Annotated in this window: 15 protein-coding genes; 9 read left to right on the forward strand and 6 right to left on the reverse strand. The window is 63.7% G+C overall.

Annotated elements, in window-relative coordinates; translation table 11 throughout:
* Positions 1–52 precede the first annotated feature (52 nt).
* Together PZ895_RS14735 and PZ895_RS14740 are read right to left on the reverse strand one after the other, a co-directional pair.
* A complete protein-coding gene (locus PZ895_RS14735) occupies positions 53–358 on the reverse strand; it encodes a type II toxin-antitoxin system RelE/ParE family toxin (RefSeq protein WP_275839724.1) in 306 nt (101 codons plus the stop codon).
* Positions 355–615 (reverse strand): type II toxin-antitoxin system ParD family antitoxin, encoded by a 261-nt coding sequence (locus PZ895_RS14740; RefSeq protein WP_275839725.1) that lies wholly within the window; start codon positions 613–615, stop codon positions 355–357. Before PZ895_RS14740 ends, PZ895_RS14735 begins: the two co-directional genes overlap by 4 nt.
* A gap of 155 nt (positions 616–770) precedes the next feature.
* On the opposite strand from PZ895_RS14740, the gene PZ895_RS14745 reads away from it, so the two are divergent.
* Entirely contained in the window at positions 771–968 is a 198-nt protein-coding gene (locus PZ895_RS14745; protein WP_275839726.1) for a CsbD family protein, read from the forward strand.
* A gap of 212 nt (positions 969–1,180) precedes the next feature.
* Positions 1,181–2,212 (forward strand): histone deacetylase family protein, encoded by a 1,032-nt coding sequence (locus PZ895_RS14750; protein ID WP_275839727.1) that lies wholly within the window; start codon positions 1,181–1,183, stop codon positions 2,210–2,212.
* On the opposite strand, the gene zigA is transcribed toward PZ895_RS14750, so the two are convergent.
* Positions 2,209–3,420, reverse strand: a complete 1,212-nt coding sequence (gene zigA, locus PZ895_RS14755; protein ID WP_275839728.1) for a zinc metallochaperone GTPase ZigA — start codon at positions 3,418–3,420, stop codon at positions 2,209–2,211. The two genes, PZ895_RS14750 and zigA, sit on opposite strands and share 4 nt — an antisense overlap.
* An 88-nt stretch (positions 3,421–3,508) precedes the next feature.
* On the reverse strand, positions 3,509–4,663 hold the full coding sequence (locus PZ895_RS14760) for a zinc ABC transporter substrate-binding protein (protein WP_275839729.1): 1,155 nt from the start codon (positions 4,661–4,663) through the stop codon (positions 3,509–3,511).
* Between the two features lie 111 nt (positions 4,664–4,774).
* Between PZ895_RS14760 and PZ895_RS14765 the strand changes: the two genes are divergently transcribed.
* Genes PZ895_RS14765 through PZ895_RS14775 form a run of 3 tightly spaced genes read left to right on the forward strand, consistent with a single transcriptional unit; the run spans position 4,775 to position 6,826 of the window.
* Positions 4,775–5,632 carry a metal ABC transporter ATP-binding protein gene (locus tag PZ895_RS14765; protein WP_275839730.1) on the forward strand — a complete coding sequence of 286 codons (858 nt, stop codon included), beginning with the start codon at positions 4,775–4,777 and terminating at the stop codon, positions 5,630–5,632.
* Positions 5,625–6,431 (forward strand): zinc ABC transporter permease subunit ZnuB, encoded by an 807-nt coding sequence (gene znuB, locus PZ895_RS14770; RefSeq protein ID WP_275839731.1) that lies wholly within the window; start codon positions 5,625–5,627, stop codon positions 6,429–6,431. The genes PZ895_RS14765 and znuB overlap by 8 nt, the downstream gene beginning before the upstream one ends.
* Positions 6,428–6,826 (forward strand): Fur family transcriptional regulator, encoded by a 399-nt coding sequence (locus PZ895_RS14775; RefSeq protein ID WP_275839732.1) that lies wholly within the window; start codon positions 6,428–6,430, stop codon positions 6,824–6,826. The genes znuB and PZ895_RS14775 overlap by 4 nt, the downstream gene beginning before the upstream one ends.
* A gap of 86 nt (positions 6,827–6,912) precedes the next feature.
* On the opposite strand, the gene PZ895_RS14780 is transcribed toward PZ895_RS14775, so the two are convergent.
* Positions 6,913–7,362 (reverse strand): Fur family transcriptional regulator, encoded by a 450-nt coding sequence (locus PZ895_RS14780; RefSeq protein WP_275839733.1) that lies wholly within the window; start codon positions 7,360–7,362, stop codon positions 6,913–6,915.
* A gap of 147 nt (positions 7,363–7,509) precedes the next feature.
* Here PZ895_RS14780 and PZ895_RS14785 point away from each other — a divergent pair, with 147 nt between their 5' ends.
* From PZ895_RS14785 to PZ895_RS14800, 4 genes are read left to right on the forward strand one after another with little or no spacing between them, the layout of a single operon-like run.
* The gene (locus PZ895_RS14785) at positions 7,510–8,400 is read left to right on the forward strand and encodes a metal ABC transporter substrate-binding protein (RefSeq protein WP_275839734.1); all 891 of its coding nucleotides are present in this window, start codon (positions 7,510–7,512) and stop codon (positions 8,398–8,400) included.
* Complete coding sequence (locus tag PZ895_RS14790) at positions 8,397–9,296, forward strand: manganese/iron ABC transporter ATP-binding protein (protein ID WP_275839735.1); 900 nt, start codon at positions 8,397–8,399, stop codon at positions 9,294–9,296. Before PZ895_RS14785 ends, PZ895_RS14790 begins: the two co-directional genes overlap by 4 nt.
* Positions 9,293–10,153: a metal ABC transporter permease gene (locus PZ895_RS14795; RefSeq protein WP_275839736.1), complete on the forward strand. Its 861-nt coding sequence runs from the start codon at positions 9,293–9,295 to the stop codon at positions 10,151–10,153. The genes PZ895_RS14790 and PZ895_RS14795 overlap by 4 nt, the downstream gene beginning before the upstream one ends.
* Positions 10,150–11,001 carry a metal ABC transporter permease gene (locus PZ895_RS14800; RefSeq protein WP_275839737.1) on the forward strand — a complete coding sequence of 284 codons (852 nt, stop codon included), beginning with the start codon at positions 10,150–10,152 and terminating at the stop codon, positions 10,999–11,001. Before PZ895_RS14795 ends, PZ895_RS14800 begins: the two co-directional genes overlap by 4 nt.
* On the opposite strand, the gene PZ895_RS14805 is transcribed toward PZ895_RS14800, so the two are convergent.
* Entirely contained in the window at positions 10,971–12,647 is a 1,677-nt protein-coding gene (locus PZ895_RS14805) for an alpha-glucosidase (protein WP_275839738.1), read from the reverse strand. The two genes, PZ895_RS14800 and PZ895_RS14805, sit on opposite strands and share 31 nt — an antisense overlap.
* Between the last annotated feature and the right edge of the window lie 68 nt (positions 12,648–12,715).

The following is a 12,715-nucleotide window of genomic DNA, read 5'->3' on the forward strand; positions in this document are numbered from 1 at the left end:
TGGTTTCGTTGAACGGATGAAAAACCCCGCCGGAGCGATCCGGCGGGGTTTTTCATGAATGAGAAGAGTCGCCGAGAAGGTGCCGGTAATCCGTCGCGCCATGGATCACGCGAACCACGCGAACATGCACAGGATCGACTTCGTAGAGGATGAGGTAGTTGCCGTGGACCCTGCGACGAATACCGCGTTTTTCATAACGGGGAACAAGCTGGAAGCGTTCAGTCAGCGTTGCCAACCCGAGACAAGCCGATCGCAGTTCGGCAACGAAGGTGAGCGACCGAACCGGGTTAGAACGCGCAATCCATAGGCCGATCTGGCGGATATCCGCTCTGGCCGCTGCCGAGATGACGACCTTCACGAGCGGGACACGGCCAGTGCCCGGATTTCGGCCTCCAGTTCGTCGAACACGTCTTCCGCGTCGTGAACGCGGCCGGCGTCGATATCCGCCAGCCCCTCCGCGACCATCGCATCGAGCACGGCAAGCTTTGCCTCCCGCTCTTCCAGCAGGCGCAGCCCGTCACGCAAGACTTCGCTTTTCGAATTGTAGCGTCCAGAACTCACCAGCTTTGCGACGAATTGCTCGAGATGCGTTCCAAGTTCGGCGCTGACGGCCATGGCGATCTTCCTTTCGATAACTGTTATGGAATATGCGCCGAGCCGCCCCCTTGTGCAAGCCACGGGAAACGGAACCGCTTTCACCCTTCCACGTTAGCTGAGCAGGACGGCAGCAAATCCGTCACCAAGGTGCAGAACGAGGAAGGAATTTGGCCATGAATTGGAATCAGATCGAAGGCAATTGGGAGCAGTTCAAGGGCAAGGCCCAGCAGCAATGGGGCAAGCTCACCAATGACGATCTCGATGTGATCAAGGGCAATCGCAAGGAACTGGCAGGAAAGATCCAGGCTCATTACGGCAAGAGCCAGGAAGAAGCCGAACGCGAGATCGACGACTGGTCGGCCCGCCACTGATCGCCCAGGCATCTTATCGAAAAGGGCTGCCGATTTTCGGACCATCGATGCCAGTAATACGACGACTGGACCGCTCGCGACTGAGCGGACCTGGTCCGGCAGAAGGCTCCGCTTTCGGGCGGGGCCTTTTTCACGTCTGGCCCACAGTTGCGCGGTTGGCAGGTCGAGCCTGCCGCGGTTAGTTTTGCCGAACCGCAAGCCGAGGATCGTTCATGAAAACCGTCTTCTCCCCACGTCATGCCGGCCATTCCGGCAATCTCGAATTGATCGACGGCGCAATCGTGCCGGCTTTCGAGATGCCGTCGCGCGCCGAATTCATCAGGGCGCGGATCGAAGAGGTCGGCCTGGGTTCGATATCCGAGCCGGATGCGCAAGATCTGGAGACGGCAAAGAAGGTTCACAGTCCGGCCTTCATCGATTTTCTGCCGCAGGTCTATCCCGAATGGGAAAAGACCGGCCGCGCCGGCACCGCGATCCCCTTCACATGGCCGACGCGCGGCCTGCGCGGCGATGTCGAGCCGAAGAAGATCGATGCGCGCCTTGGCTTCTATTCCTTCGACGGCGGCGCGACCTTCGTCAAAGGCACCTGGGATGCGGTCAAGTCTTCGCACGACACGGCGCTGACGGCGGCTGGTTTGGTTCAGGCGGGCGAGCGCGCCGCCTTCGCGCTCTGCCGTCCGCCCGGCCATCATGCCGGGTCGAACTTCATGGGCGGCTACTGCTTCATCAACAACGCCGCCGTCGCCGCTCAACGGTTTCTCGACAATGGCGCCAGCCGCGTCGCCATCCTCGACGTCGATTACCACCACGGCAATGGCACGCAGGAAATCTTCTATGCCCGCGCCGACGTGCAGGTCATCAACCTCCATGCCGATCCGCTGGTCGAATATCCCTTCTTCCTCGGCCATGCCGACGAGACGGGCGCGGGTGCTGGCGCAGGTTTCAACCACAATTTCCCGATGCCCTTCGGCACGACCTACGATGAGTGGGCCGAGGCGCTGGAAGAAGCTTGTCGCCGGCTCGCGGCCTATGCGCCGGATGTCGTCATCGTGTCCCTCGGCGTCGACACGTTCGAGAAGGACCCGATCTCGAAATTCAGGCTGACGACGGGCGACTATCCGAAGATCGGCCGCCGCCTCGCGGCTCTCGGCCTGCCGACGCTCTTTGTGATGGAAGGCGGCTACGCCGTCGCAGAAATCGCCGTCAACGCGGTCGGCGTTCTGCAGGGTTTCGAGGACGGCTAAGCTGCCGGCCGCGTCCAGCTCGGGAACGGATCGGGCAACCCCTTCCACAGGTCTGGCATGAAGATCGGCGCGTCGACGAGGCAGGCATCGAGTTCCGCCTTGATGCGCACCTCGTTCATCGGATGGGTGCCGATGAACACGATCTCCTGCCGCCGGTCGCCCCAGACGGGGTCGAGATAGTTCGCCATGGCGGCGTGCCAGTCGGGATCGTTCGGCCAGCGCGCCTTGGGCACCGCCGCCCACCACCAGCCCCGCTTTTGCGTGCGCACCAGCGCGCCGGCCTGGCTGATCTCGCCTACGAAATCGGGCCGCGTCGCCAGCCAGAAGAATCCTTTGGCGCGGATCACGCCCGGCCATTCACGATTGACGAATTCCTTCAGTTTCGCCGGCTGGAACGGCCGCCGTGCGCGATAAACGAAGGAGCGCACGCCATATTCCTCGGTCTCGGGCACATGGTCGGCAAAGCCGTTCAGTTCCTTGAACCACAGCGGATGCGTCTCGGCCTTGGCGAAGTCGAAGCGGCCGGTGTCGAGAACATCGCCGAGGCCGACGCGCGCGAAATCCGTTTCGATCACATGGGCATCGGGGTTCAGCGCGCGGATGATGCTGCGTGCCATGTCCAGTTCACCCGCTCTGGCGCTGCCGATCTTGTTGAGGACGATCGTGTCGGCGAATTCGATCTGCTCGACGAGCAGGTCGACCAGCGTGCGATCGTCGCCCGCGCCGGCCGTCTCGCCACGGTCGCGCAGGAAATCGGAGGACGAATAATCCTTCAGGAGATTGGCTGCGTCGACCACGGTCACCATCGTGTCGAGCCGCGCGATGTCTGAGAGGCTTTCCCCTGCCTCGTCGCGGAACTCGAAAGTCGCGGCCACGGGCAGCGGTTCTGAAACCCCGGTCGATTCGATCAGAAGATTGTCGAATCGGCCCTCGGCTGCAAGCCGCCGCACTTCGGCCAGGAGATCGTCGCGCAAGGTGCAGCAGATGCAGCCATTGGTCATCTCGACCAGCTTTTCGTCCGTGCGCGACAGATTTGCGCCGCCGTCGCGCACCAGGGCGGCATCGATGTTCACCTCGCTCATGTCGTTGACGATGACGGCGACGCGCCGACCCTCGCGATTGTTGAGGACGTGATTCAGAAGCGTCGTCTTGCCGGCGCCGAGAAAGCCGGAAAGCACGGTGACGGGCAGGCGGTGATCGTGGGCCAAGGCGGGCTCCATGTTATAGTGTAACATCGAAGGGCAAAGAGAAGGGGGCGGGCCAGCGGTCCGCCCCCACTCGTAGAGACGGACAGGCTCAGCTTTCGCTGAGACAGGTCGTCAGGGAGGTCGTGAGATTGCCGATCAGCTCGAAATAGAGTTCCGCTCCTTCTTCCAGATCGGCACCCAGCGGATCGAGCACGCCGGCTTTCGCCTCGGTTCCTTCGGTGATGACGGAGACCAGCCGCGGCTCGAACTGCGGTTCGGAGAAGACGCAGGCCGCGCCGAGTTCGCGCACCCGCTCCTGGATGTCCGTGAGGCGCTGCGCGCCGGGCATGACTTCCGGGCTCACGGTGATCGATCCGGCAGCCTCGATCCCAAATCGATTTTCGTAGTACTGGTAGGCGTCGTGAAAGACGATGAAACCGCGATTGTCGACATTGTCTATTGCCGCCTGCGTCTCGGTCAGAAGAACGTCCAGCCGTTCCGTCGTCGCGGCCGCATTGGCGGCGTAGGTCTGCGCGTTATCCGGATCGGCCGCACTCAGGGCCGCCTCGATCTCGCGCACCATGACCTTGGCGTTTTCCGGGTCGAGCCAGAAATGCATGTCGTAGGCGCCATGTGCATGGCCGGCCTCGGCCTCATGTGCGTGGTCGTGCGCGCCGCCGGCATCGGCCTCGTCTTCATGGGCGTGCTCATGCGAATGAGCAGCCTCGGCCGCCTCGGCCTCGTCGTCTTCATGCTCATGAGCGTGGTCGCTTTCGGCGGCCGCCTCTTCGTGCTCGTGGGCATGATCATGTGCGTCGTCGGCGTCGTGCGATGCCGATTCATGAGCAGGATCGTGTTCGCCTTCGGCTTCCGCCTCATGGTCGTGCTCGTGGCTCTCGAACGGACCGCCCTCGCGATAGGCAAGCCGCGTCAATCCGTCCGCCTCGCCGAGTTCGACGACTGTCGCATTGCCGGCCAGCGTGTCGAGCGGGCCGTCGAGGAACATTTCCAGATCGTGACCGACCCAGAAGATCAACGAGGCGCTTTCCAGCATCTGCGCTTCGGAGGGACGCATCGAATAGGTGTGCGGCGAACCCGCGCCGGAGACGAGCAGCGACGGCGCGCCGACATCGCCCATCACGGCGGCCACCAGCGAATGGACGGGCTTGATCGAGGCGACCACGCCGTCGAGCGCCACCGCCGGTGCCGCCGAAACGATCGTCAAGGCGGTCCCGGCAAAAAGGGCTGTGCGAAATCTCTTCATGCGGGATGCTCCTCATGGCTGTTATGGTATTACATTCGTTGCGTAACGCTATAACGTCGGATATAGCGGGCTGGCAACCCGTTCCGGACGAAAAACGCTAAAGACACGCGAATGCTGAAGACGATCGACAAGACGGGCGATCCCCTGGTGCGGATGACCGGCGCAGGCGTCCATCGCGCGGGCCGCTGGCTGGTGCGTGGCGTGGACATGGAAATTCGCCCCGGCGAGATCGTCACGCTCATCGGCCCGAACGGCTCGGGCAAGAGCACCACGGCCAAGACCGCGATCGGCATCCTGAAGCCGCAGGAAGGCGCGGTCGCGCGCAAGCCCGGCCTCAAGGTCGGCTATGTGCCGCAGCGGCTTGCCATCGACTGGACGCTGCCCCTGACGGTCGAGCGCCTGATGAAGCTCACCGGCACGCCTTCCGCGATGCAGGTCGCCGAAGCGCTGGAGGCGACCGGCGTCGCCCATCTTGCCAAAGCCGAGGTGCAGACGCTCTCCGGCGGCGAGTTCCAGCGCACGCTTCTCGCCCGCGCCATGGTGCGCAATCCCGACCTTCTGGTGCTCGACGAGCCCGTTCAGGGCGTCGACTTTTCCGGCGAGGTCGCGCTTTACGAACTCATCCGCCGCATTCGCGACCGCACGGGATGCGGCATCCTCCTGATTTCGCACGACCTGCATGTCGTCATGGCCGATACCGATACGGTCATCTGTCTCAACGGTCATGTCTGCTGTCGCGGCACGCCGCAAAATGTCGTGGCGAGCCCGGAATATCTGAAGCTCTTCGGCGCGCGCGCGGCAGAGACGCTGGCGATCTATCGCCACCGCCACGACCACACCCATCTGGCGGACGGCCGCGTTCTCCATGGCGACGGCACGGTTACCGATCATTGCCATCCGGGCGATGGCCATCATGATCATGCGCACGACCATTCCCATGAACGGTCCCATGGACATCGCGATGCTTGACGGTTTTTTCACCCGTGCCCTCATCGCCGGCATCGGCCTTGCGCTGACCGTCGGCCCGCTCGGCTGCTTCATCGTCTGGCGGCGCATGGCCTATTTCGGCGACACGATGGCCCATTCGGCCCTGCTCGGAGTCGCGCTCGCCTTTTTGTTCCAGATCAATCTGATGGCGGGCGTCTTCCTCGTCGCATCGCTGGTCTCCATCGCGCTTTTGCTGCTGCAAAGGCGCGGCGCGCTATCGACCGACGCGCTGCTCGGCATCCTGTCGCATTCGACGCTGGCGCTCGGACTGGTGATGGTCGCCTTCATGAGCTGGGTCCGCGTCGACTTGATGGGCTTTCTCTTCGGCGACATTCTGGCCGTCTCGCGGACCGACATCGCCTTCGTCTATGGCGGCGGTGCGATCATTCTCGGGCTGATGGCCTGGCTGTGGAAGCCGCTTCTGGCGGCGACGGTGAATGAGGAACTGGCCGAAGCCGAGGGCATGGCGCCCGAACGCTCGCGCTTCGTCTTCATGCTCCTGATGGCGCTCGTCATTGCGATCGCGATGAAGATCGTCGGCATCCTGCTGATCACCTCGTTGCTGATCATCCCGGCCGCGACCGCACGGCGCTTTTCCTCGACGCCGGAGCGCATGGCCCTGTTCGCCTCGCTGATCGGCGTCGTCGCGGTCGTCGGCGGTCTCTACGGTTCGCTGCATTTCGACACGCCGTCCGGTCCCTCGATCGTCGTTGCCGCGCTTGTGCTGTTTCTGCTCAGCCTGTTGTCCTTCAACCGTCACCCGGCAGGAGTCCTGCGATGAGTGCGCAACACGATCTGACCAAGAACCAGGAAATGGTGCTGGGCGCGCTGTCGGCGGCCGACGGGCCGCTGTCGGCCTATACGATCCTCGACCGGCTGCGGGATCGGGGTTTCCGTGCGCCCCTGCAAGTCTATAGGGCGCTGGACAAATTGCTCGATTACGGGCTGATTCACCGGCTGGAATCGATCAATTCCTTCGTCGCTTGCGCCCATCCGCAGTGCCACGGCCATGGCAGCATCGCCTTTGCGATCTGCGAGAAATGCGGACAGGTCGAGGAGTTTTCCGACGCCATGGTCCAGCAGCACCTGTCCGAGCGGTCGCGCGAACGCGGCTTCAAGCCGTCCAAGACGGTGATCGAGATCCGCGGCACCTGCGCCGCCTGTCTGGCGGCTTGATCCGTCAGAAGGCGTCATCCCGGAAGGCCGCATTGAGCGAAGCGAAAAGCGGCTATCCGGGACTCATTCCGTGCCGCCGAAGATTGCTATCCGCCCCGCGAAGTCTTCTTCGCCCGCCGCTTTCGCCCGTAAAGCTCCAGTCGGTGATGCACGATCTCATAGCCGAGTTCGCGCGCGATCTCCTGCTGCAATTCCTCGATCCTTTCCGAATGGAACTCGATCACGTCGCCCGTGTCGAGGTCGATCAGATGGTCGTGATGCTCCACCCCCGCCGGCTCGAACCGTGACGGACCGCCTTCGAACGCATGGCGGTGGATCGCGCCGACGCCCTCCAGCAGTTTCATCGTCCGGTAGACGGTCGACAGCGAAACCCCCGAATCGATTCCGACCGCGCGCTTGAAGATCTCCAGCGCGTCCGGGTGGTCGCCCGCATCGGCCAGGATCGACAGGATCACCTTGCGCGGCCGCGTGATCCGCACGCCCGCCTTGCGCAACTCGCCTTCGTAGTCGGGTCGGATCGGCAGCGTCTCGTTCATGCCCCTGATTATGCGGCAGTTGGGAATGCGATGCAAAGACCGCGTTTCGCAACTGACATGTTTAGTTGCAAACGATTTGCAATTGCATTGACGTCCGTTTCGCGTGACGCTACGTATGTCGCGATGCAAACTGACCGGAGCCCTTCCATGACCATCCTGTGCCGCCTCATCCTTGCCGTGGCGTTCATCGCCGCTACGGCACCTGCATACGCTCAGGATGACCGGTTCAAGGTCGTGACGACCTTCACCGTCATCGCCGACATGGCGCGCAACGTCGCCGGCGATGCCGCGGTGGTGGAATCGATCACCCGTCCCGGTGCGGAAATCCATGAATACCAGCCGACCCCGCGCGATCTCGTCCGCGCGCAGGACGCCGACCTGATCTTGTGGAACGGGCTCAACCTCGAACTCTGGTTCGAGCGCTTTTTCGCCAACCTGTCCGACGTGCCGAGCGTCGTGGTGACGGAGGGCATCGAGCCGATGGGCATTGGCGGCGGTCCCTATGAGGGCCAGCCGAACCCCCATGCCTGGATGTCGCACAGCGACGCCCTGATCTATATCGACAACATCGCCGCCGCCTTTGCCGCGCATGATCCCGACAATGCCGCGACCTATCGCGCCAACGCGGACGCATACAAGGTGAAGATCGAGGCGATGGTCGCGCCGATGCGTGAGGCGCTCGGCGAAATTCCAGATGAACGCCGCTGGCTCGTCACCAGCGAGGGCGCGTTTTCCTATCTCGCCCGCGATCTCGGCCTGAAGGAACTTTATCTCTGGCCGATCAACGCCGACGCCCAGGGCACGCCGCAGCAGATCCGCCGCGTCATTGACGCGATGCGCGAAAATTCCATTCCCGCGATCTTCTCCGAAAGCACGGTTTCGTCCGCCCCGGCCGAACAGGTCGCCCGCGAGACCGGCGCGGCCTATGGCGGCGTCCTGTATGTCGATTCGCTTTCGGAGGAGGGCGGTCCCGTGCCGACCTATCTCGATCTTCTGCGCGTCACCACGGAAACCATCGTCAAGGGCCTGTCGGAATGAACGTCGAAGGCCGAAAACCGATCGCCGTCCCCGCTCCCCAGGGCGGCGACGGCCTCACGATCGAAAATGTGACGGTCACCTATCGCAATGGCCAGACCGCCCTGCGCGATGCGTCCTTCGCCATTCCGCGCGGCACCATCACCGCCTTGGTCGGCGTCAACGGCTCCGGCAAGTCGACGCTGTTCAAGGCGATCATGGGCTTCGTCCCGTCGGGCTCCGGCCGCGTCACGATTCTGGGCGAACCCGCCGGCCGCGCCCTGAAGCGCAACATCGTCGCCTATGTCCCGCAGGCCGAGGAGGTCGACTGGAATTTCCCCGTCCTCGTCGAGGACGTCGTCATGATGGGCCGCTACGGCCATATGGGCTTCCTGCGCATCGCCTCTCGCGAAGACCGGCGCATGGTCGACGCGGCGCTGGCGCGCGTCGGCATGGCGTCCTATCGCAAGCGCCAGATCGGCGAACTGTCCGGCGGCCAGAAGAAGCGCGTCTTCCTCGCCCGCGCGCTGGCGCAGGAAGGCCAGGTCATCCTGCTCGACGAGCCCTTCACCGGCGTCGACGTCACCACCGAGGAGGCGATCATCAATCTCCTCCAGGAGTTGCGTGGCGAAGGCCGCATCATGCTGGTCTCGACCCACAATCTCGGCTCTGTGCCGGAATATTGCGACCGCGCGGTGCTGTTGAACAAGACCGTGCTCGCCGCCGGTCCGACCGAACAGGTCTTCACCCACGAGAATTTGCAAAAGGCATTCGGCGGCGTGCTGCGTCACTTCACCCTCGGCGGGTCAGACCTCCACGACGATGCCGATGCGCGCAGCGTGACCGTCCTCACCGACGACGAACGCCCCTTCGTGCTTTATGGCGACGAGGCGAAAAAGATGCGCGGGGCCGACGAATGATCCAGGCCATTGTCGAGCCCTTCACCTATGCCTACATCTTCAATGCGATGTGGGTCAGCGCGCTGGTCGGCGGCACCTGCGCGTTTCTTTCGGCCTATCTGATGCTCAAGGGCTGGTCGCTCATCGGCGACGCGCTCAGTCATGCCATCGTGCCCGGCGTCGCCGGCGCCTACATGCTCGGCCTGCCCTTCGCCGCAGGCGCGTTCCTCTCCGGCGGGCTCGCCGCCGGCGCCATGCTGTTCCTGTCGGCGCAGACCAGACTGCGCCAGGACGCGGTGATCGGGCTGATCTTCACCTCCTTCTTCGGCCTCGGCCTGTTCATGATCTCGCTCTCGCCCGCTTCGGTCTCGATCCAGACAATCGTCCTCGGCAACATCCTCGCCATCACGCCGGCCGACACGTTCCAACTCGTCCTCATTTCCGGCATCTCGCTTGCGATCCTCATCGCCAAGTGGCGCGACCTGATGGTCGTTTTCTTCGACGAGAATCACGCGCGCTCGATCGGCCTCCGGCCGAATGTCCTGAAGACCGTCTTCTTCACGCTACTTGCCGCCTCCACGGTCGCTGCGCTCCAGACGGTCGGCGCCTTCCTCGTCATCGCGATGGTGGTGACGCCGGGCGCCACCGCCTATCTCCTGACCGACCGCTTTCCGCGTCTCATCGTCATCGCCGTCGCCATCGGCTCGCTGACCAGTTTCCTCGGCGCCTATGCGAGTTTCCATCTCGACGGCGCGACGGGCGGCGTGATCGTCGTGCTCCAGATGCTCGTCTTCATTGCCGCCTTCCTGTTCGCGCCGAAACATGGCCTTGTCGCCGGTCGCCGCGCGGCGCGCCTCGAACGCGGGCGGACCCTATGATCGACACGCTCTTGCTGCCGTTCCAGTTCCCCTTCATGGTCCAGGCGATCGTGATCGCGGTGCTCGTCGCTCTGCCGATGGGGCTTTTGTCGCCCTATCTGGTGCTCAAGGGCTGGTCGCTGATGGGCGACGCCATCAGCCATGCCGTGCTGCCGGGCATCGTCCTCGCCTATATCGCCGGCCTGCCGCTGGCGGCGGGCGCCTTCGCGGCCGGCCTCTTCTGCGCCATTGCCACAGGCTTCCTGAAGGATAATTCGCGCATCAAGGAAGACACCGCCATGGGCGTCGTCTTCTCGGGCATGTTCGGTCTCGGCCTTGTCATGTTCGTCGCGGTCGAGACGAGCGTTCATCTGAACCACATCCTCTTCGGCGACGTCCTCGGCACCATCTGGCGCGACATTGCCGAAACAGGTGCCATCGCAGGCGCGACCGTTCTCGCCCTCATCGTCTTCGGCCGCGATCTCATGCTGTTCTCCTTCGACCCCGGCCACGCGCGCACGGTCGGTCTCAAGGTCCGGCTGCTGCACTACGGCCTCCTGACGATGCTCTCGCTGACCATCGTCGGTGGTCTGCAAGCTGTCGGCATCATCCTCGCCATCGCCTTCCTCATCGCCCCCGGCGCCACTGCGTTCCTTCTGACACGGACGTTCCGCTCGATGGTCGTCACCAGCGCCATCATCGCGGTCCTCTCGGCCGCGACCGGCATCTACCTCTCCTTCTTCCTCGACTCCGCCCCCGCCCCGACCATCGTCCTCGTCATGTCGGCGGTCTTCGTCATTGTGTTTGCGTGGTCGCAGGTGCGCGATGCCCGGTCGCGTCAGACCATCGAGGCGAAAAACGCCCCATAAGGCCCGAGCCTGATCTCGCTCTTCTCATAGGTCCCGGCGAACCCATGCTCGTCCAATGCCGCAAGCTTCAAATCCTCCACCGCCAGCGATACCCATCCCGATCCGAGATTGAACGCGCAAAGCATCCGCTCTTCCGCATCGCGCCGCTCGAACACCAGCGCGTCCCCCTCCGCCACGAGGAAGGTGATCGACCCCTTCACCAGCGCCTTGTGACGGCGCCGGAAGGACAGAAACCGCCGATAGTGCTCCAGCACCGAATCCGGCCGCCCGACCTGAGCGGAGACCGACAGCGGTCCATGCGCCGGTGCCACTGGCAGCCACGGCACGGCCTCTGAAAAGCCCGACGCATGGTCGCCCTCTTCCCAGACCATCGGCGTGCGGCAGCCGTCGCGGCCGCGATATTCGGGCCAGAACCGGATGCCGTAGGGGTCGCGCAGATCCTCGAAGGCAAGCTCGGATTCCGGCAGGCCGAGTTCCTCGCCCTGGTAAAGGCAGACCGAGCCACGCAGCGAGAACAGCAGTGCCGAGACGATCTTGTTGTAGGCGACCGGATCGGCCTCGCCCTCGCCCCAGCGCGAGGCGTGCCGCATCACGTCGTGGTTGGAGAACGCCCAGCACGACCATCCCGTCCGCGCCACCGTCTCGAATTCCTCCAGCACGCGCCGCACGTTCGGCGCCGTGATCTTCATCGGCTGGAGGAAGTCGAAGGCGTAGCACATGTGAACGCGCTCGTTGCCGGCCGTATAGGCGGCGACGATGTCGAGCCCGCGCTGCGCATCGCCCACCTCGCCCACCGCCGTCGTGCCCGGATATTCGTCGAGCAACGCCCGGAAGCGCCGCAGGAAGTCGAGGTTCTCCGGCTGGCTCTTGTCGTAGAGATGGTCCTGGTAGTTGTAGGGGTTCACCGACGGCGCGATGGAATCGTTGCGGTGATCCTCATGCAGCGGCGGATTGTCCTCCAGCCCCTTCGAGTGGAAGTAGAAATTGATCACGTCGAGCCGGAAGCCGTCGACGCCCCGCTCCAGCCAGAACCGCACGATGTCGAGCAGTTCGCCCTGAACCTCCGCATTGTGAAAATTCAGGTCCGGCTGCTCGGCGAGGAAGTTGTGCAGGTAGTATTGCCGTCGGGGCGAATCGAACTGCCAGGCCGAACCGCCGAACATCGACAGCCAGTTGTTGGGCGGCGTGCCATCCGGCTTCGGATCGGCCCACACGAACCAGTCCGCCTTGGGGTTGGTTTTGTTCACCCGGCTTTCGAGGAACCAGGGATGCTCCAGCGCCGTGTGCGAAAGAACGAGGTCGATCATCACTTTCATGCCGAGCCGGTGCGCCTCGGCGATCAGCGCGTCGAAATCGTCGAGCGTGCCGAACATCGGGTCGACGTCGCGATAGTCCGATATGTCGTAGCCGAAATCGCGCATCGGCGACTTGAAGAAGGGCGAGATCCAGATCGCGTCGACGCCGAGCGAGGCGACATGCGGCAGGCGGCGCACGATGCCGGCGAGGTCGCCGATCCCGTCTCCGTTCGAATCTTGGAAGGAGCGCGGATAGATCTGGTAGATCACCGCACCGCGCCACCAGTCGGCATCCGGCGCATCGGTCTGCGCGGGCGAGGGGTGAGCGAGGTTCGCTCTCACATCATCCATCTCGGCTTCCGTTGTTGGGACAGGACGAAGGCCCGAACGGGCGCGTTGGCTTTAGCAGAGCTAGCAAA

Origin of the sequence: Mesorhizobium sp. YIM 152430 (assembly GCF_029210365.1) — a bacterium.
In the GTDB taxonomy this organism is placed as follows: domain Bacteria; phylum Pseudomonadota; class Alphaproteobacteria; order Rhizobiales; family Rhizobiaceae; genus Aliihoeflea.

What these genes read in the sequence shown, in the direction of transcription:
- PZ895_RS14740 (WP_275839725.1), bottom strand. Translation starts at nt 615, where the DNA reads ATGGCCGTCAGCGCCGAACTTGGAACGCATCTCGAGCAATTCGTCGCA.
- PZ895_RS14745 (WP_275839726.1), top strand. Translation starts at nt 771, where the DNA reads ATGAATTGGAATCAGATCGAAGGCAATTGGGAGCAGTTCAAGGGCAAG.
- PZ895_RS14750 (WP_275839727.1), top strand. Translation starts at nt 1,181, where the DNA reads ATGAAAACCGTCTTCTCCCCACGTCATGCCGGCCATTCCGGCAATCTC.
- PZ895_RS14760 (WP_275839729.1), bottom strand. Translation starts at nt 4,663, where the DNA reads ATGAAGAGATTTCGCACAGCCCTTTTTGCCGGGACCGCCTTGACGATC.
- PZ895_RS14765 (WP_275839730.1), top strand. Translation starts at nt 4,775, where the DNA reads ATGCTGAAGACGATCGACAAGACGGGCGATCCCCTGGTGCGGATGACC.
- znuB (WP_275839731.1), top strand. Translation starts at nt 5,625, where the DNA reads ATGCTTGACGGTTTTTTCACCCGTGCCCTCATCGCCGGCATCGGCCTT.
- PZ895_RS14775 (WP_275839732.1), top strand. Translation starts at nt 6,428, where the DNA reads ATGAGTGCGCAACACGATCTGACCAAGAACCAGGAAATGGTGCTGGGC.
- PZ895_RS14780 (WP_275839733.1), bottom strand. Translation starts at nt 7,362, where the DNA reads ATGAACGAGACGCTGCCGATCCGACCCGACTACGAAGGCGAGTTGCGC.
- PZ895_RS14785 (WP_275839734.1), top strand. Translation starts at nt 7,510, where the DNA reads ATGACCATCCTGTGCCGCCTCATCCTTGCCGTGGCGTTCATCGCCGCT.
- PZ895_RS14790 (WP_275839735.1), top strand. Translation starts at nt 8,397, where the DNA reads ATGAACGTCGAAGGCCGAAAACCGATCGCCGTCCCCGCTCCCCAGGGC.
- PZ895_RS14795 (WP_275839736.1), top strand. Translation starts at nt 9,293, where the DNA reads ATGATCCAGGCCATTGTCGAGCCCTTCACCTATGCCTACATCTTCAAT.
- PZ895_RS14800 (WP_275839737.1), top strand. Translation starts at nt 10,150, where the DNA reads ATGATCGACACGCTCTTGCTGCCGTTCCAGTTCCCCTTCATGGTCCAG.
- PZ895_RS14805 (WP_275839738.1), bottom strand. Translation starts at nt 12,647, where the DNA reads ATGGATGATGTGAGAGCGAACCTCGCTCACCCCTCGCCCGCGCAGACC.